The sequence below is a fragment of the Mycolicibacterium boenickei genome, assembly GCF_010731295.1.
Lineage (GTDB): Bacteria > Actinomycetota > Actinomycetes > Mycobacteriales > Mycobacteriaceae > Mycobacterium > Mycobacterium boenickei.
This window is the reverse complement of record NZ_AP022579.1, coordinates 6,386,126-6,408,886: the sequence shown is the minus strand read 5'-3', so window position 1 is coordinate 6,408,886 and position 22,761 is coordinate 6,386,126. Positions and strand designations below refer to the sequence as shown.

At 67.7% G+C, this 22,761-nt stretch carries 25 protein-coding genes; 16 read left to right on the top strand and 9 right to left on the bottom strand.

The window, feature by feature from the left end:
• Genes rplR through rplO form a run of 4 tightly spaced genes read left to right on the top strand, consistent with a single transcriptional unit; the run spans position 1 to position 1,712 of the window.
• On the top strand, positions 1–408 hold the full coding sequence (rplR, locus tag G6N57_RS30710) for a 50S ribosomal protein L18 (RefSeq protein ID WP_097925752.1): 408 nt from the start codon (positions 1–3) through the stop codon (positions 406–408).
• 25 nt (positions 409–433) lie between these two features.
• Positions 434–1,081, top strand: a complete 648-nt coding sequence (rpsE, locus tag G6N57_RS30705) for a 30S ribosomal protein S5 (RefSeq protein WP_077742630.1) — start codon at positions 434–436, stop codon at positions 1,079–1,081.
• Between the two features lie 2 nt (positions 1,082–1,083).
• Positions 1,084–1,269, top strand: coding sequence for a 50S ribosomal protein L30 (gene rpmD, locus G6N57_RS30700; protein WP_029106891.1), 186 nt, complete (start codon positions 1,084–1,086; stop codon positions 1,267–1,269).
• Complete coding sequence (gene rplO / locus G6N57_RS30695) at positions 1,269–1,712, top strand: 50S ribosomal protein L15 (RefSeq protein WP_065461556.1); 444 nt, start codon at positions 1,269–1,271, stop codon at positions 1,710–1,712. The genes rpmD and rplO overlap by 1 nt, the downstream gene beginning before the upstream one ends.
• Positions 1,713–1,785: 73 nt before the next feature.
• On the opposite strand, the gene G6N57_RS30690 is transcribed toward rplO, so the two are convergent.
• The gene (locus G6N57_RS30690) at positions 1,786–2,715 is read right to left on the bottom strand and encodes an LLM class flavin-dependent oxidoreductase (RefSeq protein WP_077742171.1); all 930 of its coding nucleotides are present in this window, start codon (positions 2,713–2,715) and stop codon (positions 1,786–1,788) included.
• Positions 2,716–2,800: 85 nt separating this feature from the next.
• Here G6N57_RS30690 and sppA point away from each other — a divergent pair, with 85 nt between their 5' ends.
• Together sppA and G6N57_RS30680 are read left to right on the top strand one after the other, a co-directional pair.
• Positions 2,801–4,585 carry a signal peptide peptidase SppA gene (gene sppA, locus G6N57_RS30685; protein WP_077742170.1) on the top strand — a complete coding sequence of 595 codons (1,785 nt, stop codon included), beginning with the start codon at positions 2,801–2,803 and terminating at the stop codon, positions 4,583–4,585.
• A gap of 208 nt (positions 4,586–4,793) precedes the next feature.
• Entirely contained in the window at positions 4,794–6,239 is a 1,446-nt protein-coding gene (locus G6N57_RS30680) for an MFS transporter (protein ID WP_077742169.1), read from the top strand.
• Here G6N57_RS30680 and G6N57_RS30675 read toward each other — a convergent pair.
• The 3 genes from G6N57_RS30675 to G6N57_RS30665 are packed head-to-tail and all read right to left on the bottom strand — an operon-like array spanning position 6,216 to position 8,374.
• The gene (locus tag G6N57_RS30675; RefSeq protein ID WP_077742168.1) at positions 6,216–6,881 is read right to left on the bottom strand and encodes a GntR family transcriptional regulator; all 666 of its coding nucleotides are present in this window, start codon (positions 6,879–6,881) and stop codon (positions 6,216–6,218) included. The two genes, G6N57_RS30680 and G6N57_RS30675, sit on opposite strands and share 24 nt — an antisense overlap.
• Entirely contained in the window at positions 6,878–7,597 is a 720-nt protein-coding gene (locus tag G6N57_RS30670; RefSeq protein ID WP_162563993.1) for a maleate cis-trans isomerase family protein, read from the bottom strand. Before G6N57_RS30670 ends, G6N57_RS30675 begins: the two co-directional genes overlap by 4 nt.
• A 39-nt stretch (positions 7,598–7,636) precedes the next feature.
• Positions 7,637–8,374 carry a maleate cis-trans isomerase family protein gene (locus G6N57_RS30665; protein WP_197908776.1) on the bottom strand — a complete coding sequence of 246 codons (738 nt, stop codon included), beginning with the start codon at positions 8,372–8,374 and terminating at the stop codon, positions 7,637–7,639.
• Positions 8,375–8,453: 79 nt separating this feature from the next.
• Here G6N57_RS30665 and G6N57_RS30660 point away from each other — a divergent pair, with 79 nt between their 5' ends.
• The 3 genes from G6N57_RS30660 to G6N57_RS30650 are packed head-to-tail and all read left to right on the top strand — an operon-like array spanning position 8,454 to position 11,337.
• Positions 8,454–9,437 carry a D-2-hydroxyacid dehydrogenase gene (locus G6N57_RS30660; RefSeq protein WP_234815554.1) on the top strand — a complete coding sequence of 328 codons (984 nt, stop codon included), beginning with the start codon at positions 8,454–8,456 and terminating at the stop codon, positions 9,435–9,437.
• Positions 9,434–10,843, top strand: coding sequence for an amidase (locus G6N57_RS30655; RefSeq protein ID WP_077742166.1), 1,410 nt, complete (start codon positions 9,434–9,436; stop codon positions 10,841–10,843). Before G6N57_RS30660 ends, G6N57_RS30655 begins: the two co-directional genes overlap by 4 nt.
• Positions 10,840–11,337 carry a DUF3830 family protein gene (locus G6N57_RS30650; RefSeq protein WP_077742165.1) on the top strand — a complete coding sequence of 166 codons (498 nt, stop codon included), beginning with the start codon at positions 10,840–10,842 and terminating at the stop codon, positions 11,335–11,337. Before G6N57_RS30655 ends, G6N57_RS30650 begins: the two co-directional genes overlap by 4 nt.
• 87 nt (positions 11,338–11,424) lie before the next feature.
• On the opposite strand, the gene G6N57_RS30645 is transcribed toward G6N57_RS30650, so the two are convergent.
• From G6N57_RS30645 to G6N57_RS30630, 4 genes are read right to left on the bottom strand one after another with little or no spacing between them, the layout of a single operon-like run.
• Positions 11,425–12,345, bottom strand: a complete 921-nt coding sequence (locus G6N57_RS30645; RefSeq protein ID WP_077742164.1) for a class I SAM-dependent methyltransferase — start codon at positions 12,343–12,345, stop codon at positions 11,425–11,427.
• Positions 12,346–12,363: 18 nt separating this feature from the next.
• On the bottom strand, positions 12,364–13,269 hold the full coding sequence (locus tag G6N57_RS30640) for a class I SAM-dependent methyltransferase (protein ID WP_077742163.1): 906 nt from the start codon (positions 13,267–13,269) through the stop codon (positions 12,364–12,366).
• A 9-nt stretch (positions 13,270–13,278) separates the two neighbouring features.
• Entirely contained in the window at positions 13,279–14,208 is a 930-nt protein-coding gene (locus G6N57_RS30635) for a class I SAM-dependent methyltransferase (protein ID WP_077742162.1), read from the bottom strand.
• An 8-nt stretch (positions 14,209–14,216) separates the two neighbouring features.
• The gene (locus G6N57_RS30630) at positions 14,217–15,131 is read right to left on the bottom strand and encodes a class I SAM-dependent methyltransferase (RefSeq protein ID WP_077742161.1); all 915 of its coding nucleotides are present in this window, start codon (positions 15,129–15,131) and stop codon (positions 14,217–14,219) included.
• Positions 15,132–15,447: 316 nt separating this feature from the next.
• Here G6N57_RS30630 and secY point away from each other — a divergent pair, with 316 nt between their 5' ends.
• The 5 genes from secY (at position 15,448) to G6N57_RS30605 (ending at position 19,482) form a co-directional block, all read left to right on the top strand.
• Positions 15,448–16,773, top strand: coding sequence for a preprotein translocase subunit SecY (gene secY, locus G6N57_RS30625; protein WP_077742160.1), 1,326 nt, complete (start codon positions 15,448–15,450; stop codon positions 16,771–16,773).
• Positions 16,770–17,315, top strand: coding sequence for an adenylate kinase (locus G6N57_RS30620; RefSeq protein ID WP_003883414.1), 546 nt, complete (start codon positions 16,770–16,772; stop codon positions 17,313–17,315). Before secY ends, G6N57_RS30620 begins: the two co-directional genes overlap by 4 nt.
• Positions 17,312–18,109 carry a type I methionyl aminopeptidase gene (map, locus tag G6N57_RS30615; RefSeq protein ID WP_036441106.1) on the top strand — a complete coding sequence of 266 codons (798 nt, stop codon included), beginning with the start codon at positions 17,312–17,314 and terminating at the stop codon, positions 18,107–18,109. The genes G6N57_RS30620 and map overlap by 4 nt, the downstream gene beginning before the upstream one ends.
• A gap of 114 nt (positions 18,110–18,223) precedes the next feature.
• Positions 18,224–18,751 (top strand): sigma-70 family RNA polymerase sigma factor, encoded by a 528-nt coding sequence (locus G6N57_RS30610; protein ID WP_077742158.1) that lies wholly within the window; start codon positions 18,224–18,226, stop codon positions 18,749–18,751.
• Positions 18,748–19,482, top strand: coding sequence for an anti-sigma factor family protein (locus G6N57_RS30605; RefSeq protein ID WP_077742157.1), 735 nt, complete (start codon positions 18,748–18,750; stop codon positions 19,480–19,482). Before G6N57_RS30610 ends, G6N57_RS30605 begins: the two co-directional genes overlap by 4 nt.
• Before the next feature lie 10 nt (positions 19,483–19,492).
• Here the strand turns inward: G6N57_RS30605 and G6N57_RS30600 are convergent, their stop codons facing one another.
• A complete protein-coding gene (locus G6N57_RS30600; protein ID WP_077742156.1) occupies positions 19,493–20,155 on the bottom strand; it encodes a class I SAM-dependent methyltransferase in 663 nt (220 codons plus the stop codon).
• Between the two features lie 193 nt (positions 20,156–20,348).
• Here G6N57_RS30600 and G6N57_RS30595 point away from each other — a divergent pair, with 193 nt between their 5' ends.
• Together G6N57_RS30595 and G6N57_RS30590 are read left to right on the top strand one after the other, a co-directional pair.
• Entirely contained in the window at positions 20,349–22,094 is a 1,746-nt protein-coding gene (locus G6N57_RS30595; protein ID WP_162563992.1) for a thiamine pyrophosphate-binding protein, read from the top strand.
• A complete protein-coding gene (locus tag G6N57_RS30590; RefSeq protein ID WP_077742155.1) occupies positions 22,075–22,755 on the top strand; it encodes an SRPBCC family protein in 681 nt (226 codons plus the stop codon). The genes G6N57_RS30595 and G6N57_RS30590 overlap by 20 nt, the downstream gene beginning before the upstream one ends.
• Positions 22,756–22,761 lie beyond the last annotated feature (6 nt).

Sequence of the window (22,761 nt, the reverse complement as noted above, 5' to 3'; positions counted from 1 at the left end):
ATGGCTGCTAAGACTGAAGCTGCCACCGCCCGTAAGCCGGTGGGGCAGAACATCTCTGAGACCCGCCGCAACTCCCGGCTGCGTCGGCACGCCCGGTTGCGCAAGAAGGTCTCCGGCACCGCTCAGACCCCGCGTCTGGTGGTCAACCGTTCGGCTCGCCACATCCACGTGCAGCTCGTCGACGACCTGCAGGGCGTCACGCTGGCGGCTGCATCGTCGATCGAAGCCGACGTTCGCGCCGTCGAAGGTGACAAGAAGGCGCACAGCGTTCGGGTCGGTCAGCTGATCGCCGAGCGCGCCAAGGCTGCCGGCATCGACACCGTTGTGTTCGACCGCGGTGGCTACACCTATGGCGGCCGGATCGCCGCGCTGGCGGATGCCGCGCGCGAGGGCGGGCTGAAATTCTGATGACTGTCAACGAGAGGACTGCATGATGGCCGAGCAGGCAGGAGCCGCTCCGGCGTCGGAGAACCGTGGCGGCCGCGGCCGTCGCGACGACCGCGGTGGCCGTGGAGGCCGCGACAGCGGCGAGAAGAGCAATTACATCGAGCGCGTGGTGTCGATCAACCGCGTCTCCAAGGTGGTCAAGGGTGGTCGGCGCTTCAGCTTCACCGCACTGGTCATCGTCGGTGACGGCAAGGGCATGGTCGGCGTCGGCTACGGCAAGGCCAAGGAAGTTCCGGCCGCAATCGCCAAGGGCGTCGAGGAGGCTCGCAAGGGCTTCTTCCGCGTTCCGCTGATCGGTGGCACCATCGTGCACCCGGTTCAGGGCGAGGCCGCTGCCGGTGTCGTGATGTTGCGCCCGGCCAGCCCCGGTACCGGTGTCATCGCCGGTGGTGCGGCTCGCGCGGTGCTGGAATGCGCCGGCGTGCACGACATCCTGGCCAAGTCGCTGGGCAGCGACAACGCGATCAACGTGGTGCACGCCACCGTTGCCGCGCTGAAGCAGATCCAGCGGCCCGAAGAGGTGGCGGCCCGTCGCGGTCTGCCGCTCGAGGACGTGGCGCCGGCCGGCATGCTGAAGGCCCGGCGCGAGAGCGAAGCGCTGGCTGCCGCAGCAGCGCGTGAGGGATCGGCATAACCATGGCAGAACTCAAGATCACCCAGGTGCGCGGAACCATCGGCGCACGCTGGAAGCAGCGCGAAAGCCTGCGGACCCTGGGACTGAAGAAGATTCGTCAGTCCGTGGTGCGTGAGGACAACGCTCAGACCCGCGGTCTGATCAAGGCCGTTCATCACCTCATCGAGGTGGAGGAGGTGAAGTCCTGATGTCCGTTATCAAGCTTCACGACCTGAAGCCCGCCCCCGGAGAGAAGACCGCCAAGACCCGCGTTGGTCGTGGTGAGGGCTCCAAGGGTAAGACCGCCGGTCGTGGTACCAAGGGCACCAAGGCCCGCAAGAACGTCCCCGCGACGTTCGAGGGTGGCCAGATGCCGATCCACATGCGGCTGCCGAAGCTCAAGGGCTTCAAGAACCGCTTCCGGACCGAGTACCAGGTCGTCAACGTCGGCGAGATCGCCAAGGCGTTCCCGCAGGGCGGCACCATCGGTGTCGACGAGCTGGTTGCCAAGGGCCTGGTTCGCAAGAACTCCCTGGTGAAGGTTCTCGGCGAAGGCAAGCTGGCCGTCAAGGTCGACGTCACCGCCAACAAGTTCAGCGGTAGCGCCCGTGAGGCCATCACCGCTGCCGGCGGTTCGGCCACCGAGCTGTAGTTTTTCTGCGCGAGCAGACGTGAAAACCCCCTAACCCGCGTGGTTTAGGGGGTTTTCGCGTCTGCTCGCCAGGCTAGGTGAGCCGCGGGATCACATCGGCGGCCAGTCGCTCCATCTGCTCGCGGTCCTCGGCGATCGTCGCGCCGGTCGGGTTGAGCACGATGGTCTGCGCGCCCGCGTCGAGAACCGCACGAAGCCCCCGCACCACCTCGTCCACCGTGCCGGCCACCGCCACCTCGGTGAGCTGCTCGGCCCGGTCCCCGTAGATGCGGCGCAGCCCCGCAGCCACCCGGTCCCGAGCGCGCTCGCTGTCGTCGTCGACGATGAGATACACCCGCTTGCCGATTCGGAACCGGTCCGCATCCTTGCCCTGCTCGTCGATCTCCCGGCGCACCGTGCGCACGGCCTCGGCGAAGGCTGCGGTGGTCGAGGAGCCGGCGCCGAGAAATGCGTCGCCGTGGCGCACGGCCCGGGCCAGCGCCACCGGGGCGTTGGCTCCGAACCAGATCGGCGGGTGCGGGCGCTGAACCGGTTTGGGGCTGATGGCCAGGTCGTCGACATCGCGGAACCGGCCGTGGAAGGTGATCCGGGGTTCGTCCGACCATGCGGCCTTCATCAACTCCAGCCCTTCGGTGAAGCTGGCGATGAAGGTCGAGCGGTCCACCCCGAAGGCCGGGAACTGCCGAAAACCTCCGCCGGGTGCCACGCCGACGTCGAGGCGGCCGTGGCTGAGCCGGTCCACCGCGGTGATCGCGGACGCCAGCTGCAACGGGTCGTGCAGTGAAGTGACCAGAACCGCCACGCCCAGCCGCAGCGTCGTGGTGACCGCCGCGGCGTAGGACAGCAGCTCCAGCGGGGCGATCGTCGGCGCCGGGCCCACGGTCTGCTCGATCGTCCAACCGCCCTCGAAACCGAGTTCCTCGGCGCGAGCCAGATAGGCCTTGAAGCCCGTGTCGTCGAAGCCGTCGTGATCGAGCTGCGGGAGCGAGATGGAGAACGTCACCCGTATCACGGTACGGCGATGGGGTGGGCGGGCAGAGGCTTCTTGTCGTCGCGCGCAGAATCCGCGGATCGGTAGGCTCGATTTCATGTTCGCCTTCCTCCCAGGACTGCCCGGCCAGGACGACCTCAAGACGTTGGTCCGGCGCGTTGACACTGCCCGGCACAACGGCGTTCCCAACGGGTGTGTGCTGGAACTGGACCTGCAGACCATGCCACCGGAGACCGCGGGCTTCGACCCGCTGGCCGTGATCTCGGGCGGCGGACGGCCGCTGGTGCTGCGGCAGGCCGTCGCGGCGATCCACCGTGCCGCCGAGGACGATCGGGTGGCCGGGCTGATCGCGCGGGTGCAGCTGCCTGCTGCCGCACCCGGCCCGGTGCAGGAGCTGCGCGCCGCCATCGCGGCATTCAGCGACGTCAAGCCCACACTGGCCTGGGCGGAGACCTACCCCGGCACGCTGTCCTACTACCTGGCATCGGCGTTCCGTGAGGTGTGGATGCAGCCGTCGGGCACGGTCGGTCTGATCGGTTTCGCCACCAACGCGATGTTCCTGCGCGATGCGCTGGACAAGGTGGGCATCGAGGCGCAGTTCGTGGCGCGCGGTGAATACAAGTCCGCCGCAAACATTTTCACCGAAGACCGCTACACCGATGCGCAACGCGAGGCCGACGGCCGGATGATCGAGAGCCTGCAGTCGCAGGTGTGGCAGGCCATCGCCGAATCACGGCAACTGACCGGCGACACGATCAACACGCTGGCCGACCGGGCGCCGGTGTTGCGGGATGAAGCGGTCACGGCCGGCCTGATCGACCGGATCGGGTTCCGGGACGAGGTCTATTCGCGGATCGGTGAACTGTCGGGTGGCCCGACGGAGGCCGGTGCGGATGCCGACAACCACCCGGATGCCCTACCGCGGCTTTATCTCTCGCGTTATGCCCGGACCACTCCGAAGGTGCCGACGCCGCCCATCCCCGGCCGCAAGTCCAAGCCCACCGTTGCGGTGGTGACGCTGCACGGTCCCATCGTGAGCGGCCGCGGCGGCCCACAGGTGCTTCCCCTGGGCAGCTCCAACGCCGGTGGCGACACCATCGCCGCGGCCCTGCGTGAGGCCGCCTCGGACGACGAGGTATCGGCGATCGTGCTGCGGGTGGACAGTCCAGGCGGTTCGGTCAGCGGCTCGGAAACCATTTGGCGAGAGGTGGTTCGGGCCCGTGAGCGCGGCAAGCCCGTCGTCGCCTCGATGGGTGCGGTCGCGGCGTCGGGCGGCTACTACGTGTCGATGGCGGCCGACGAGATCGTGGCCAACCCGGGCACCATCACCGGATCCATCGGTGTGGTCACCGGCAAGCTGGTCTCGCGCGAACTCAAAGACAAGCTCGGGGTGGGCTCGGATTCCTTGCGTACCAACCCCAATGCGGATGCCTGGTCGTCGAACGCGCCGTTCACCGACGAACAACACACCCAGATCGAAGCCGAGGCCGACCTGCTCTACACCGATTTCATCGCTCGGGTGGCCGACGGGCGCAAGTTGTCGGTCGAGCAGGTCGACAAGGTCGCGAGGGGACGGATCTGGACTGGTGCCGACGCCGTGGAGCACGGCCTCGTCGACGAGCTCGGCGGGCTGCGGACCGCGATCACCCGGGCCAAGGTACTGGCCGGACTGGATCCGGACACCAAGGTGCGGGTGCTGAGCTACCCGGGCTCGTCGTGGCTGGACATGGTGCGGCCCAAGCCTTCCTCACAACCGGCGGCCTCCTCGCTGCCGCAGGCCATCGGAAACCTGCTCGGGCAATCGGTCGTCGGAGTACTCGAAAATGCCGGGCGCACGGTGACCGGCGCCAGTGCCCTCTGGCTGGGCGAGTACCGGTTTTGACGCAAAGGATAATTGCGACGGGGTAACGCGCCGGTGCACCGCGGGCCCGGGGGCTGTAACGTCAGGTCTTGGCAACTGATGAATTGCTGACGATACGACGGCCTGTCCCTGCGGTGTTCAACCCAGTCAGAGCAGCCGTAACAGAGTGCGCGGCGGGGAACGGTGTCGTCAGACACATGGAGGACTCGTGCCCGCGCATAAAAGCCCGATGAAGGGCTTTGGAGACAAACCAGAGATCGACTATCGCGAACCGGCCGAGAATCCGCCGGATCCTGGCGTACTGAAGCGGGCAATCGCCGCATCGGCGATCGGTAACGCCACCGAGTGGTTCGACTACGGCATCTACGCCTACGGCGTCGGCTATATCTCGGCTGCGATATTCCCCGGCGACGCCCAACAAGCCACCCTGCTGGCGCTCGCGACGTTCGCGGTGTCGTTCCTGGTCCGCCCGCTCGGCGGGTTCGTCTGGGGGCCGCTCGGCGACCGGCTCGGTCGCAAACACGTGCTGGCGATAACCATCGTGCTGATGGCCGGTGCGACGTTCTGCGCCGGGCTCATTCCGTCCTACGCCGCGATCGGGATGTGGGCCCCGGTGCTCATGGTCGCGTTGCGGATGATCCAGGGCTTCTCCACCGGCGGCGAGTACGGCGGCGCTGCCACCTTCATGGCCGAGTACGCACCGTCGCGTCGGCGTGGATTCCTCGGCAGTTTCCTGGAATTCGGCACCCTCGCGGGCTTTTCGATGGGTGCGCTGTTGATGCTCGGCTTCTCGGCACTGCTCTCCGATGACCAGATGGGGCAATGGGGTTGGCGACTGCCCTTCCTCGTGGCGGCCCCGCTCGGCCTCGTTGGTGTCTACCTGCGTTCGAAGTTGGAGGACACCCCGATCTTCCGCGAACTCGAATCAAAGGGGGAGCGGGAAGGCGGGCCCGCGTCTGAGCTCAAGGATCTCGTGGTCGAGTACTGGGGCCCCATCCTGCGATTGGGCGGTCTGGTCGTCGCGCTCAACGTGGTCAACTACACGCTGCTCACCTACATGCCGACGTACCTGGAACAGACGATCGGCTTGTCGAGCAGCCACTCCTTGGTGGTCCCCATCATCGGCATGTTGTCGATGATGGTGTTCCTGCCGTTCGCCGGCCACATCTCCGACCGGGTGGGTCGCAAACCGATGTGGTGGGTCTCCCTGATCGGCCTGTTCGTCGCGGGCATCCCGATGTTCCTGCTGATGTCGACGAACATGGTCGGCGCGATCATCGCGTTCGCGGTGCTGGGCCTGCTCTATGTGCCCCAGCTGTCGACCATCTCCGCGACGTTCCCGGCGATGTTCCCCACTCAGGTGCGTTATGCCGGTTTCGCCATCGCCTACAACGTGTCGACCTCGCTGTTCGGCGGCACGGCTCCGGCGATCAACGACTGGATGGTGGCGAAGACGGGCGACCAACTGGTGCCTGCCTATTACATGATGATCGCCTGCGTGATCGGGATGGTCGCGCTGATCAAGGTGCCCGAGACCGCCCGGTGCCCGATCAGCGGCACCGAGATCCCCGGGACACCGGAAGCGCCGCCCCAACTCGATTACGAGACCGAGCCGGAACCAGAGGCCGTGACGGGGACCGGGGCAGGCACGTCAGCCGCGTCCGCCGACCGGTAGCCGGGCGATCAGCCGTTCGACGGCGTCCTCCATGTGGGCCAGCATCAGCTTGTCGGTGAGCGCGACGTCACCGGAGCGGATGGCGCCGGCCAGGGTCTGATGCTCACTGACCCGGTCGGCGGGGGCGTCGTAGGTGTCGGCCAGTGCGTGCACGCACATCCTGGTCTCCACCAGGAAGGTCTGGTGCAGCCGGGACAGCCGTGGGCTGCCCGCGAGTTCGACGAGCACCTCGTGGAAGCGCATGTCGGCCTCGCTGACCTCGTCCAGGTCCTTGGCCGCTGCCATCTCGTCGACCACGGCGAGTAGGGCGTCCCCGGCGCTCGCGTAGTCGCCCTGCAGGATCTGGCGGCTCGCCGTCCGCTCGATCGCCTCGCGAGCCAGGTACATGTCGCGGATCTCGCTCGCGTCCATGGTGTTGACGAACACTCCGCGGTTGCGGATCGCGATCAGCAGACCTTCCTGGGTGAGGCGCTGCATTCCCTCGCGCAGGGGTCCGCGACTGACTCCGAGCTTGCGCGCCAGCTCGGCCTCGCCCAGTTGCGTGCCCGGTGTCAGTGCGCCGTACGCGATGGCCTGCCTGAGCTTTTCGGCGACGATGCTCGGTGTCGATTCCTGCTCGACGGGACTGATGAAGTCGGTCACGGCCTGGCTCCGAACAGGTGGCCCAGCCCGGGGAGCGACGGCACCGGGCCGATCAGCTGCAGCCCCTTCCAGACCGTGACCTGGTTCGCGGTGAGCACCGGTTTGCCGACAGCGGATTCCAGCTGATCGATGAAACTCATTGTGTGCATCGCGGTGTCGGGCACCAGTACGGCCTCGGCATCGGGGTGGTCGGCCGCGGTGACCATCGCGAGCACCTGCGCCTGTTCCAGCCGGCCCACCTCGGCCGCGGTGACGATGCCGTGGCTGCCCATCGACACCACGTCGACGCCGCCGTCGGCCAGGAACGCGACGAAGTGCGCCGCGACGTCCTCAGGATAGGACGCGGCCACCGCCACTCGGTGTATTCCCAAGTGCTGCAAAGCATCTACGAAGGCGATTGACGTGGACGACGCAGGGACTCCGGACGCCGCCGCCACCTCGTCGGCCTGGCGTCGGGCACCGTCGCGGCCGAAGACGAAGCTGCCCGACGTGCATGCCCACATCATCGAATCCGGCCGCGCCGTCCTCAGCCGCACGACACCGTCGGCGAGGCGCTCGGTCCGGCCGAGGTCGAGGAGGGCGTCGACGCGATGCGCGTCCTCGCCGACCGAGGTGATCGCGACCGGCAAGCTGAGCGTCGCGGGCAGCCGTGCCTGCAATGCGTCGAAGTCGTCTTCGGCGCTGTGGCCGGGATAGAGGATCCCCACCGTCGCCATGCTTTTCCTTTCGATGGTGTCCGTGTCGCTTGCCCGCGTTCAGGTTTCCAGCAGCCGCTGACCGGCGCCGACGGCCTTGCGGCCCGCGACGGCCAGGGCCGCCCACATCGTCACCTGGTTGGCGGTGACCACCGGCTTGCCGAGCTCGCGCTCCAGCGGGGCGATCAGATCGTAGGTCGGCAGATTCGTGCAACTGATGACGATGGCCTCGGCGTCGGGACAATCGGTGGCACACACCAACTCGGCTGTGGTCGCATACGGCACCGCCCAGATCCGCGACGTCATGCCGAGGCCCGCGGTGGCGGCCACCTCTATCCCGGCCTCCATGAGATAACTGGTCAGCCCGCTCGTGAGATCGGCGGTGTACGGCGTGACGGTGGCGACCGTGCGCACGCCGAGGTGGCGGAGTGCGGTGAGCATGGATCCACTGGTGGTCACGGCGGCCGGGGCTCCGGCCGCGCGCATCGCCGCGACCAGTGCGGCCTCGCCTGCCATTCCCTTGACGAAGCTTCCCGCAGTGCACGCGTACGCCGTCACCAGCGGCGCCACCGCGAGCACGTTCGCGGCGCCGGCCTCGACCTGCTCGGGTTCGGAGACATGCACCGCCATGTCGACGGTGACCTGCATCGGGGCGTACCGCAACCGCGTGACGTAGAGGCTGACGTCGTTGGGCACCCAGCGCCACAGTTCGCGGTCGAGCGCGAAGTCGTGAGGCGTCACGACACCGATCCCCACCTGCTGCAACGGTGGGGGAGGAACGACATCCTCGAGCGTCATGTCCACAGTGTGAGGCCGAGAGGGCAAACCGGCAACAGATTGTTGACAATCCTACGAGCGTGTTCCTAGCCTCGGAATGGTGCCGCCCCACGCAGCCCGCCCGGTGATCGCGGTGTTGTGCGAGCGTGAGACCGACCGGGTGCCCGGCCTGGACGACGTGGACGCGGAGTTCCGCTACTGCGACGCGGCCGGACTGGGACAGGCCGTGGCGGGTGCACAGGCGGTGTTCCTGTGGGATTACTTCTCCACCGCACTGCGGGAGGTGTGGGCGCATGCGGACGCGCTCGAGTGGATTCACATCGCCGCGGCCGGGGTCGACACACTGCTGTTCGACGAGCTGCGGGGATCCGACGTCGTGGTCACCAACGCCCGCGGGGTATTCGACCGCCCCATAGCCGAATACGTGCTCGGCGCGGTGATCGCGTATGCCAAGGGCAGCCAGGCCGGCTACGACCACCAACGTCGTCACGAGTGGCGCTACCGCGAGACCCGCAGCATCGCGGGCGCGCGCGCACTCGTGGTGGGGACCGGCGGGATCGGCCGCGAGATCGCCCGCCTGCTGCGGGCGGCCGGGCTGTCCGTGCGCGGTGCCGGTCGCGTGGCCGTCGACGAGGATCCTGATCTCGGCACGGTGGTGGCGACCGACGATCTGGCCGAGGCCGTCGGCTGGTGCGATCACCTCGTGCTGGCCGCGCCGCTCACCCCCCAGACGCGGGGGCTCGTCGACGAGGCCGTGCTCAAGGCGATGAAACCCGATGCACACCTTGTCAATATCGCGCGCGGTCCCATCGTCGACGAAGGCGCGCTGCTGGCCGCGCTGACCGAACGCCGCATCGGCGGAGCCACCCTCGACGTGTTCAGCACCGAGCCGCTGCCCGCCGAACATCCGCTGTGGGACGCGCCCGGGGCCGTCATCACCGCGCACATGTCCGGCGACGTCGAAGGCTTCCGCGACGTCCTGGCCGCCCAGTTCGCCGACAACGCGCGACGCTGGCTGGCGGGAGAGCCGCTGGTCAACATCGTGGACAAGAAGCTCGGATACGTGCCGGGCGGCAGGCCGTGACGGTCCCCCAGGCGGTCGAACTGCTCGAGGCCTACCGCGCCAAGACCCTCTCCCCGGTAGAGGCGACCGAGGCGGCCCTGTCCGCGATCGACCGCCACGACGAGGCGGTGAATGCCTTCGTGCTCGTCGACTCCGACGGTGCACTGGCCTCCGCGCGAGAATCCGAAAAACGTTGGTACAAGGGAGATCCGCTCGGTCCGGCCGACGGGATCCCGACGTCGATCAAGGATGCGCTGTGGACCAGCGGATGGCCGACCCTGCGGGGCAGCTGGCTCATCGACGACGCGGGACCCTGGCAGGAGGATGCGCCCAGTGTGGCGCGGCTGCGGGAATCCGGTGCGGTGCTGCTCGGGAAGACCACCACACCGGAGTACTCGTGGAAAGGCGTGACCGACTCGCCGCGGTACGGGGCGACCGGCAACCCGTGGAATCCCGCGATGACCGCGGGCGGATCCAGTGGGGGCAGCGCGGCGGCCGTGGCCCTCGGGATGGGCCCCTGGTCGGTCGGCACCGACGGCGGAGGTTCGGTGCGCATCCCCGCCGCGTTCACCGGCACCGTCGCCCTCAAACCGACCTACGGCCTCATCCCGCTGTATCCGCCGAGCCCGTTCGGCACGCTCTCGCACGCCGGCCCGATGGCCCGGACGGTCGCCGACGTTGCCGCGCTGCTGGACGTGATCACCGGGTTCGACGCTCGCGACTGGTCAGCGATGCCCTCTCCGAGTTCGTCTTTCGGGTCTGCCCTCGACGGTGGCATCGCCGGGTTACGCGTCGCCTACTCGCCGGACCTCGGCTTCGGCGTCAACGACCCTGAGGTGGACGCCGCGGTGCGGGCCGCGGTCGAGATGCTCGCCGCGGCGGGGGCCCACGTCGAGGAGGCCGGCCCGGGCTTCGCCGACCCGGTGCATGCCTTCCACGTGCTGTGGTTCTCCGGCGAGGCAAAGGTGTTGGAAGGCAAGCTGGATGGGCCCGACGCCGGACGTGTCGATCCCGGCCTGCGACGCACGGCCACGACCGGGGCGAGCTTCACCGCGTCGGACTATCTGGACGCGACCGCCGTCCGGATGAAGCTCGGGGAACTGATGGGCCGGTTCCACCGGACCTACGACGTCCTCGTCACCCCGACGCTGCCGCTGACCGCGTTTCCGGTCGGCCAGGATGTGCCCGACGGATCGTCCTCACCGGACTGGACGAGTTGGACGCCCTACACCTATCCGTTCAATCTGACTCAGCAGCCGGCACTTTCGGTGCCGTGCGGGTTCAGCTCGAGCGGCCTGCCGATCGGGTTGCAGATCGTGGGTCCGCGTCATGCCGATGCGCTGGTGCTGCGCGTCGGGCAGGCATACCAGGGCGTCACCGACTGGCATCGCCGCGTGCCCGCGATGCTCGCAGAGGAGGTTTCATGAGCCGGTTGATCACGGTGTCGCTGGACAAGCGTGGCGTCAGTTGCGTGGCCCGGCTTCTCGACGAAGCGGCGCCACGCACCTGCGCCGCGGTGTGGGATGCCCTGCCGCTGGCCGCGCAGGTGTTCCACGGCAAGTACGCCCGCAACGAGATCTACACTCTGCTGCCGGCGTTCGGCGCCGACCCGGGCAAGGAGAACACCACGGTCACCCCGATACCCGGTGACCTGTGCTGGTTCTCGTTCGACTCCGACGACCTGGGCAACCCCGCGTACGGCTACGAGAACAGTGCCGGCACCGGAACCAAGGGCGCGATCGTCGATCTGGCGTTGTTCTACGGTCGCAACAACCTGCTGATCAACGGAGACCAGGGCTGGGTGCCCGGCAACGTGTTCGGCGAGATCATCGACGGGCTCGACGACATGGCGGCCGCGTGTCAGGACCTGTGGATGGGCGGAGCCAGAGGTGAGACGCTGCGCTTCGCCAAGGGTTCGTGATCGTTTGTGTCGCAGCGCGTTCCGCGTATGAAGCGTGGTGGCGGTCTCAAGGCCGATTTTCCGCCGTGGTGCTTCATACGCGGGGTGTCAGCTCAGAGTGCCGCTGATGTAGACGATCTCGCCCATCGGGTCGTTCTCGTCGCGGTCGGGAACGGGCAGACCGTGGCGGACGAACAGCTCCGAACGGACCACACCCGTCATCTGCCAGCCCTTGGCATTCAAATAGTCGGCAGCCGAATGCCTCTCGCCGTGGTAGATCAGCGACGGCATGTCCATGTTCAACCCCATCTGGGTGAACGTCGCAGTGGCGGCGCGGGCCTTCTCCGGGTCGAAATCCTTGAGCCCGGGCACGAACTCGGTGGCCACGGCGCTGCCGGGTGCGCTCAGGGCGGCGATATTGTCGAACAGCCGGTCCTGTGCCTCCGGAGGCAGATAGATCAGCAGCCCCTCAGCACACCACGCGGTCGGGGCGGCCGGATCGAATCCCGCTGCCCGCAGCGCGGCCGGCCAGTCGTCGCGCAGGTCGATCGGTACCGTGCGCCGTTCCGCCGTGGGCTCCGCGCCGAGACCGGCCAGCGTGCGTGTCTTGAACTCGATCACCTCGGGCTGGTCGATCTCGTAGACCACGGTGCCGTCGGGCCAGGGCAGCCGGTACGCACGTGAATCCAGCCCGGACGCCAGGATCACCGCCTGCTTGATGCCCGCTTTGCCGGCGGCAATGAAGTAGTCATCGAAGAACCGGGTCCGCACCGCCATTTCGTCGATGTTGGCGCGGGCCCGGTCGGCGGCGTCCGGTGCCAGCTGCCCCAGCATCTCAAGGCTCAGCTCACCGTCGACCATCTTGGTGAACACGTCGATACCCACCGCGCGGACCAACGGCGCGGCGAACGGATCATCGATCAGCCCGTGGGAGTCCTGGCTGGCGATGGCCCGCCCGGCGGCCACCAGCGTTGCGGTCGCGCCGACGCTGGAGGCCAGATCCCAGCTGTCGCCATCGGTGCGTGCCATCGTGCGCCTCCCGGCCGTCTAGTTCGGTGTCTTCAGTGTTGCTGACAGATAACCAGAATCGCCCGCGAGATCGGCGAGCTCCTCGGGGTAGGGGAAGCCGTGCGACTCGTAGGCCGCGCGGGTGGATTGCACGGTGGCGTCCCACCCCAGCGTGGTGAGGTAGTCGCGGGCGGCTGTCCGCTCACCCGAATAGAACAGGTCCATCAGGTCCACGTCGGACCCGACCTTCTTGGACCACTCGCTGACCCGCTGCGACCACTTGTCCGTGAGCGAGGCGGCGTCCATGTGCTCGGTGGCCAGCCGGCTGCCCGGGGCGCTGAGCGCGGTGATGTTGTCGAACAACCGGTCCTGGGCTTCCGGCGGCAGATAGATCAGCAGGCCCTCGGCGATCCAGGCCGTCGGAACTGCGGGGTCGAAGCCGTTGTCACGCAGGGCTTTCGGCCAGTCCTCCCGGAGGTCGATCGGCACGCAGTGCAGCTCGGCGGCCGGCTCGGCGTCGAGCCCGGCCAGCGTGCCGGTCTTGAACTCCAGCACCGCAGGCTGGTCCACCTCGAACACCACGGTGCCGGCCGGCCAGGCCAGCCGGTAGGCGCGGGTGTCCAGCCCGGACGCCAAGATCACCGCCTGGCGGATGCCTGCCGCGCCTGCGGCAGTGAAGAAGTCGTCGAAGAACCGGGTGCGGACGGCGATCTGTTCACACATCCGCTGCCGATCGAGCATCAGATCGCCTTCGACGCACACCTCGCCGTCGGCGAGCCGGATGCTGTGCTCCAGGCCCACCGCACGCACCAGCGCGTCGGCGTACGGATCGGTGATCAGCGGGTCGGGTTGCTTGCTGGCCAGCGCGCGCGACGCCGCGACACCGGTCGCGGTGGCGCCGACGCTGGTGGCGAGATCCCAGGTGTCGCCTTCGGTGCGGGTCATGGTGTTTTCCTAATCTCGTATTGCGATGACAGCCTGCGAATTACGTTGCGGCGTGGCCGCTTCACTGTCGGGGAAGGCGCGGCCGTATTCGGCGAACAACTCGGGCCGCCGCCGGGCGGTGACCGACCAACCGCTGTCGTTGAGGTAGTCGACGACCGAATTCCGCTCGCCGTCGTACCAGAGGTTGGCCAGATCGAGGTCGAGGCCGTGCCTGCGCCACTGCTCGCTCATCTGGTTGCCGCGCTCGCGCAGGTTCGCCGCGATGTCGGGATGGAACTCGGTCGCCAGTCTGCTCCCCGGCGCGCTGAGCGCGGTGATGTTGTCGAACAACCGGTCCTGGGCTTCCGGCGGCAGATAGGCCAGCAGGCCCTCGGCACTCCAGGCGCTCGGCGCGGCCGGATCGAACCCTGCCGCCCGCAGCGCCGCGGGCCAGTCGTCGCGCAGGTCGACGGCCACGGTGCGGCGTTCGGCTGTGGGGGTGGCCCCGATCTGCGCCATGGTGGCCGTCTTGGCGCCGATCACCTCGGGTTGGTCGAGTTCGTAGACCACGGTGCCGTCGGGCCAGGGCAGCCGGTATGCGCGCGAATCCAGACCGGAGGCAAGGATCACCGCCTGGCGGACCCCGTCCGCTGTCGCGGCTTCTGTGGAATTGCCGCCTCCGGCGGCGGTGAAGAAGTCGTCGAAGAACTTCGTCCGCACCGCCATGATGCCCACCATCAACTCGGCGCCGGCGGCCAACTCACCGTCGAGGGCGATCTCGCCGTCGACGAGCTTGGTGAAGAACTCCACCCCGACGGCGCGGACCAGGTCCGCCGCGTAGGGGTCATTGATCAGCGGATCGGGTTCGGCACTCGCGATCGCGCGGGCCGCGGCGACCATCGTCGCCGTCGCACCCACGCTGGAGGCCAGATCCCAGCTGTCGGTGTCGGACCGTGTCATCGTGTTCCCTACTTCTCGGCGTTGATATAGAGCACCGACGCGGCGTGGGCCTCATCCTCGACCGGCGGCAGGCCGGTCCGGATCAGCAGATCGTTGGAGGAGATGCCGGTGGTCTTCCAGGCATGCCCTTCCAGATACGTCGTCACGTCGGCACGGTCGCCTAGGAAGATCAGCTCGTTGAGGTCGAGGTCAAGACCGTGGGCGCGCCAGCGGTCGGTGAACTCCTGCATCCGGGCCCGGATGGACTCCTCGTCGTTGGTCTCGGTCGCGGGCACGCCTTCCACACCGAAGCGGCTGCCGGGCGCGCTGAGCGCCGTGACCTGGTCGAGCAAACGGTCCTGCGCATCTCCCGGCAGGTACCCCAGCAACCCCTCGGCGATCCAGGCCGTCGGCACCGACGCGTCGAACCCGGCCTCGGCCAGAGCCGTGGGCCAGTCGAAGCGCAGATCGATGGCCACGGTCCGGCGGTCGGTCGTCGGCACCGCGCCCAGGCTCGCCATGGTGGCGCTCTTGAACTCGATGACCTCGGGCTGGTCGACCTCGTAGACGACGGTGCCGTCCGGCCACGGCAGCCGGTAGGCCCGCGAGTCCAGACCGGCCGCCAGGATGACCGCCTGCCGGATACCGGCACGGCATGCGGTCAGGAAGAAGTCGTCGAAGAACCGGGTACGCGCGGCCATGCCGTTGGCGAACCGGATCAGGCCCGTCGCCGCCTCTTCGTCGAGTCCCTCGGTGGTGAAGTTCTCGTCGGCCAGTTTGGAGAAGAAGTCCATCCCGACGGCGCGCACCAGGGGAGCGGCGAAGGGGTCGTCGATCACCGGATCATCGGAATTGGTGGCCATCGCACGTGCTGCCGCAACCATGGTCGCAGTGGCACCCACGCTCGACGCCAGATCCCATGAGTCGTCAGCGGTCCGGGCCATGAATTCCCCTTTGTTCAGTCAGAATCAACGTGTTAGTTAGGTGGTGTAATGAGCTGTCGCCGACTGTACGCTCCGATTCTGAAGAGAAGCTCCGCTCCGCAGCTGGGGGTGGATCCTCGGGCGGATCGGGTGGCCCCGACGCGGGTGCATGGAGGGTCCTCTCCGGGACAACTGTTACTCTCGTAGACTGATTTGACGGCTGAGTCCGCAGGCTGCGCGCCTGCTGGGCGGCCGGACATGACTTGACCATTGACGCTGGCTCCACCCAGCCCCATTTGGCACGCCGCGCTGAGAGGTCGGCTGCGCAGGAGGAAGAGTGCTTTCGGCTTTCATCTCATCGCTGCGGACGGCCGACCTCAGACGTAAGATCCTGTTCACGTTGGGCCTGGTGATCCTGTACCGGGCCGGCGCGTCGATCCCGTCTCCAGGGGTTAACTACCCGAACGTCCAGAAGTGCATCGAGCAGGTCAGCGGCGGAGATTCGGCGCAGATCTACTCGTTGATCAACCTGTTCTCAGGTGGCGCACTGCTGCAGCTGACCGTCTTCGCGGTGGGCGTCATGCCCTACATCACCGCCAGCATCATCGTGCAGCTGCTGGTCGTGGTGATCCCGCGCTTCGAACAACTGCAGAAGGAGGGCCAGGCCGGTCAGGCCAAGATGACGCAGTACACGCGTTATCTGTCGATCGCGCTGGCCATTCTGCAGGCCACCAGCATCGTGGCGCTCGCCGCCAACGGCGGCCTGCTGCAGGGCTGCAGCCTCGACATCATCCAGGACACCTCGGTCTTCGGGCTGATCGTCATCGTGCTGGTGATGACGGCAGGCGCTGCGCTGGTGATGTGGATGGGCGAGCTGATCACCGAGCGCGGCATCGGCAACGGCATGTCCCTGCTGATCTTCGCCGGCATCGCGGCCCGCATCCCGTCCGAGGGCCAGACCATCCTGGAGAGCCGCGGCGGCCTGGTGTTCACCGCGGTGGTTGCCGCGACGCTGCTCATCATCGTCGGCGTGGTGTTCGTCGAGCAGGGCCAGCGCCGCATCCCGGTCCAGTACGCCAAGCGCATGGTGGGCCGCAAGATGTACGGCGGCACCTCCACCTACCTGCCGCTCAAGGTCAACCAGGCCGGCGTCATCCCGGTGATCTTCGCGTCGTCGCTGATCTACATCCCGCACCTGATCACGCAGCTGATCCAGAGCGGTAGCGCCAATCCGGGCAACAGTTGGTGGGACAAGTTCGTCGCCGACTACCTGACGAATCCCGCCGATCCGGTTTACATCGCGATCTACTTCGGACTGATCGTGTTCTTCACGTACTTCTACGTGTCGATCACCTTCAACCCGGACGAGCGCGCCGACGAGATGAAGAAGTTCGGTGGATTCATCCCGGGCATCCGGCCCGGCAAGCCGACCGCGGACTACCTGCGGTACGTGCTCAGCCGGATCACCCTCCCCGGCTCGATCTACCTCGGTACCATCGCCGTTCTGCCCAACCTGTTCCTGCAGATCGGCAACACCGGCTCGGTACAGAATCTGCCGTTCGGCGGGACCGCGGTTCTGATCATGATCGGCGTCGGCTTGGACACCGTCAAACAGATCGAGAGCCAGCTCATGCAACGTAACTACGAAGGGTTCCTGAAGTGAGAGTCGTTCTACTCGGACCGCCCGGTGCGGGCAAAGGCACGCAGGCAGAGAAGCTGTCCGAGAAGCTCGGCATCCCGCAAATCTCCACCGGGGATCTGTTCCGCAAGAACATCGGTGACGGCACTCCGCTCGGACTGGAAGCCAAGCGCTACCTGGACGCCGGCGATCTGGTGCCCGCCGAACTGACGAACCGTCTGGTCGAGGACCGCATCGATCAGGCCGACGCCGCCGACGGATTCATCCTCGACGGGTACCCGCGTTCGGTCGAGCAGGCCGGCGCACTCAAGGACATGCTTGCCGCCCGCAACACCAAGCTCGATGCCGTGGTGGAGTTCCAGGTCTCCGAGGACGAGTTGTTGACCCGCCTCAAGGGTCGCGGCCGTGCCGACGACACCGACGAGGTCATCCGCAACCGCATGAAGGTCTACCGCGACGAGACCGAGCCGCTGCTGGAGTACTACCGCGACGACCTGAAGACCGTGGATGCGGTGGGCGCCCTCGACGAGGTGTTCGCCCGCGCATTGCACGCACTGGGTAAGTGATCAGATTGCCGGGGTTGCGCAAGCGCAAGGTCGTTGCGCAGCGCAGCGCCGGAGAGTTGGACGCGATGGCCGTGGCCGGGGCGCTGGTCGCCTCGGCGCTTCGGGCCGTGCGCGCTGCCGCCGCGCCGGGGGTGTCCACGCTCGAACTGGATCAGATCGCCGAATCCGTCATCCGTGACGGTGGCGGTACACCGTCGTTCCTCGGCTACCACGGATTCCCCGCCAGCATCTGCGCGTCCGTGAACGACCGTGTGGTGCACGGCATTCCGTCGGCCGGCGAGAAACTGGCCGCCGGAGATCTGGTGTCCATCGACTGCGGCGCGATCGTCGACGGGTGGCACGGTGACTCGGCCGTCACGTTCGGGATCGGTGCGCTGATCGCAGCTGACGAAGCCCTTTCTGCCGCAACGAAATCGGCCATGGAGGCCGGCATCGCGGCGATGCTGCCCGGAAATCGGCTGACCGACGTCTCCCACGCGATCGAGGTCGAGACCCACGCGGCCGAGGCCCGCCACGACCGCAAGTACGGGATCGTCGACGGCTACGGCGGCCACGGCATCGGCAGGCAGATGCACATGGATCCGTTCCTGCCGAACGAGGGTTCGCCCGGGCGCGGCCCGTACCTCGAGCCGGGCTCGGTACTGGCCATCGAACCCATGCTCACCCTGGGGACCACCGAGACGAAGATCCTCGACGACGAGTGGACCGTCGTCACTGCCGACGGCACCCGCGCCGCGCACTGGGAGCACACCGTCGCCGTCACCGAAGACGGCCCGCGAATCCTCACCCAGTAATTGACGCCAGCAATCACTACCTGAATCACGGGCCGACTCTGGTGCCCGGCTGCGCGCAAAGGTAGTAATTGAACCGGATCGCCACCAACGTCGTATCACAGACGGAGGTAGGGAATGGATGATCCGGAGGCCGCCATGATGCGGGTGCTCTACGACGAGCATGCTGCCGCGCTGTGGCGCTACGCCCTGCGGCTCACGGGTGACCGGGCCCGGGCCGAGGACGTGGTGCAGGAGACGCTGCTGCGTGCGTGGCGTCACCCCGACGTCACCGCCGACACCGATCGATCGGCACGAGCCTGGTTGTTCACCGTGGCGCGCAATATGATCATCGATGAACGCCGAAGTGCCCGGTTCCGCAATGAAACCGGGGTACCCGATCCCGAACAGGTGGCAGACCACGGCGGGGCAGCTGCCACCCCCGACCAGGTGGACAACGCCTTGGATCGAATTCTGCTGAGTACGGCACTGAGCCAACTCTCCGACGAACACCGGGCCGTGGTCCGCCGGGCCTACTACCAGGGCTGGACCACCGGGCAGATCGCCGACGACCTTCAGATACCCGAGGGCACCGTGAAATCACGGCTGCACTACGCGGTACGCGCATTACGACTGAACTTGCAAGAGATGGGGGTGACACGATGACACAGTTCGGTGTACCCCACATCCCTGACCCGGTGGAATCCGACCGTTACCGGACCTGGGATGCGGCCTACGTGCTGGGATCGCTGGAAAGCAGCGAGCGCCGCGAGTATGAGGCCCATCTGGACGGTTGCCCGCAGTGCCGTGCCGCGGTCGCCGAGTTGACCGGAATGCCGGCGTTGTTGGCCATGCTCAACCTCGACGACGTGCTGGCCCTCGAATCCGAACAGCCCGATCCGCCGCTGCGGCCGGAGGTGCTGCAGTCTGTGCTGGCGAAGGTGAGCTGGGGGCGGCGGCGTTCGCGCTGGGTGACCACGGCAGCTGTCGGCCTGGCCGCGGCGCTGCTGGCCGTCGGTGTGGTGATCGGGATCCGACCCGAGGTGTTCGGCCTGCACAGCGGCACCGAGCAGCAGAGCGCGGAGATGCTGGCGATGAACAAGGTCTCCGACACACCCATCAACGCCAGCATCGCGATGACCAGTTACTCCTGGGGCACCCGGATCGACATGGCCTGCAGTTACGGAAGCTGGGGCAAGCAGGATGCGCCCCCGCAGAACCTGGGCATGGTGGTGATCGGCCGGGACGGCAGCCGCAACGAGATCGCGACGTGGCTCGGGTTGTCCGGCGCCACCGCGCTGCCGAGCGGCAATACCCAGATGCCGAAGGCGGATATCGCTGCGGTGCAACTGGTTACGTCCCCGGACGGCAAGGTGCTGCTGGAAAAGCAGCTCTGAGGCAGCGCGCTCAGCCGGCTTTGTGGGCGCTCAGCAGGAAGCCGGGCATGGTGATGTGCCCGGCACCGTCCCGCTCCACACCGGGTAGCGCCGCAGGCCCGCCGGCCGCGGGGGTGTCGTTGCCGTACAGCTTGGCCGGCCGCACCTCGTCGACGGTCCAGCAGGTGGCGACGGTGTCGCGTAACTCGTCGGCGGTGAAGCCGCTCGGTCCCGGGGCGCTGTCCCCGAACGGTCGGGCCGCAAAGGCCAGGATGAACAGCGCCGCTCCCGGCGCCGACGCGCGGTGGATCGCCCGCACGTACGCCTGGCGCCCGTCGATCGGCAGGGCGTGGAGCAGGCCACTGTCCAGCACGGTGTCGAAGCGGCCGTCGTAACCACCGAAGTCGGTCATGTCGGCCTGGGCGAAAGTCGCTGTGGTCAGGCCACGTTCGGCAGCCGTCGCGGCCGCCTCGGCCACCGCCGTGGCGCTGGCATCGAGCCCCACCACGGTGTACCCCTGTGCGGCCAGCGCCAGCGACAACGCCGCGTGTCCGCAGCCCGAGTCGAGGACTTCGCCGTGCACCTTGCCCTGCTCGATCACGCGGGCGAGCTCAGGCTGTGGTTCTCCGATGCTCCACGGCGGCGGGGTGTCCTGCCGGTACGCGGCGTCCCAATCCAGGTAGGGCTGTGTCATCTGATGCCTCCGATCGCGGGGTCTCGCGGTCGCCGGTGAGAGCGACCCCGTCATCCACTATGCCCAAGATCGCGATGGTCGTGATCGTGGCGTTGCCTGTGAGATCGCGGGGAGTTCGCACCAATCCGCCGGCACGGTGAACCGAGCCCGCCCGCGGGTCGTGTCACTGGCAGAGCACGGAAGTAGGTGACACATGGTCAAGGCGCACAGGGTGGTGGACCACATCGTCGGCCAGCTGGCCGCGAACGGGGTCACGCACATCTTCGGCGTGGACGGTGCCAATATCGAGGACCTCTACGACGCGGCGCACTTCCGCGACGACATCACCGCGGTGCTGGCCAAACACGAATTCTCCGCTGCCACAATGGCGGACGGATACAGCCGCAGCGGCGGCGGGATCGGGGTGGTGGCGGCAACCTCCGGTGGCGGTTGCCTGAACACCGTCCCCGGGCTGGCGGAATCGCTGGCCAGCCGCGTTCCCGTGCTGGCGCTGATCGGGCAGGCCCCGACCACGCTCGACGGGCGCGGGGCCTTCCAGGACACCAGCGGGGACAACGGAAGCCTGGACGGGCACGCGCTGTTCTCGGCGGTCTCGCTGTACTGCCGCAGGCTGCTGGCGCCGGCAGACATCGTTACCGCGCTCCCGGAGGCGCTGGCCGCCGCGCGCACCGGTGGACCGGCGGTGTTGTTGCTGCCCAAGAACATTCAGCAGGCGGATCTGGGGGAGCCCGGGGCAGGCAACGGCCGGGTTCATGCCACCGGGACGGCGGCCCGACATGCCGATCTCGGAGTGCTCGAGCAGGCGCTGCGCGGTGTCGACGGCCCGATCACGATCATCGCCGGTGAGCAGGTGGCCCGCGACGACGCCAGAGGCGAACTGGAACGCCTGCGAGCCACCCTGCGGGCGCGGGTGGCCACGGTGCCCGATGCCAAGGACGTGGCGGGCACCCCCGGATTCGGCTCGTCCTCCGCACTGGGGGTATCCGGTGTGATGGGCCATCCCGGGGTGTCCGCTGCCGCGGCGCAGAGCGCGTTGTGCCTGATCGTCGGCACCCGCCTGACGGTGACCGCCCGGGCCGGCCTCGACGAGTCGCTGGGGCCGGTGCCGACCTACTCGATCGGCGCCCAGGTGCCCTATCTGCCGTGCACCCACCTGCACTCAGACGATCTGCGGGTGTCGCTGACACAGCTGGTCCGGGCCCTGTCCGGGGCCGGCCGTCCGGCTCAGGTGCGGGTGCCGGATACGGCACCGCGAACCGAACTGCGTCCACCGGCCCACGACGGCCCGGGCATCAGGTACCGCGACGCGATGGCCGTACTCGACGGCGCCCTGCCCGACGGCACCGACATCGTCGTCGACGCGGGCAACGTCGGGGCGTCGGCCATCCACTATCTGCCTGCCCGCCGGGACGGCCGTTTCATGGTCGCGCTGGGTATGGGCGGCATGGGTTACAGCTTCGGCGCGGGTATCGGGATGACGTTTCACCGGGCTTCTGCCGCCACCGCGTCCGGCCGCCCGAGGCGTACCGCGGTGATTGCCGGGGACGGCTCGTTCTTCATGCACGGCATGGAGATTCACACCGCGATGCAGTACCGGCTGCCGATCACCTTCGTCCTGTTCGACAACCATGCCCATGCCATGTGCGTGACGCGGGAGCAGCTGTTCTACGACGATCGCTACTCCTACAACAGGTTCGGCCCGAGCCGGCTGGGTGCCGGGCTGGCGGCCATGTTCCCCGGACTGCCGGCGTACGACGTCACCGAGTTCCGCCAGCTGCCCCGGGCGCTCGGCATGGCACTGGACACCGACGGCCCGTCGGTACTGAGCATCGAATGTTCGGCCGACGAAATCCCGCCGTTCGCAGCATTTCTCGCCACCACAGACAGCACACCTTCCACCTCAGAGGAGAACAGGTCCCATGTCACTGCCCGCGCTTGAAGACATCACGGCCCATCGGGCCACCCGAACCCCGCTGGACGGACTGATCCGGATCGAGACCTCGCCGAAGGAGCAGGCCACTCCGATCATCATGGACATGATGCGCTCGGTGTACCCGCACGACCAGGTGTTCGGCCAGTACTGCACCGTCAACGACTACATCGAGTGCCCACCCGACGAGTTGTTCGACTACATGTCCGACACCCGATGCCTCGAGGAGTGGACGTACAGCCTTCGCGGTTTCACCCCGACCGAGGAGCCCGGGCTGTGGCTGGCCCACGACCGGCTCGGTGCCGGGCCGTCCGGCCCGGGCAGCGAGATCTACACCCGCACCGTGGCCAACCGTGACGCGCTCACCGTGGATTACCACTGCGCCTGGGACCAGGGCAAGCACCTGTGGATGATCTATCTGATGCGCATCGTCGATGCGCAGGTGGTTCTGGACAAGCCGGGATCGGTTGTGCTGTGGACGAATTGCCACCATCCGTTCTATGACGAGAACCCCTACCCGGAGACCGCGCCCCCGGCACGGCCGGTCTGGGTGGGTGACTTCTGGGACATGTTCGGCCCCGGCCACCTGCTGGAACTGCGAAATCTCAAGGCAATCGCCGAATACCGCCACCACAACGGCCTGCCGGTCACCCCGGCCTGGATGAAGTGAGGTTCG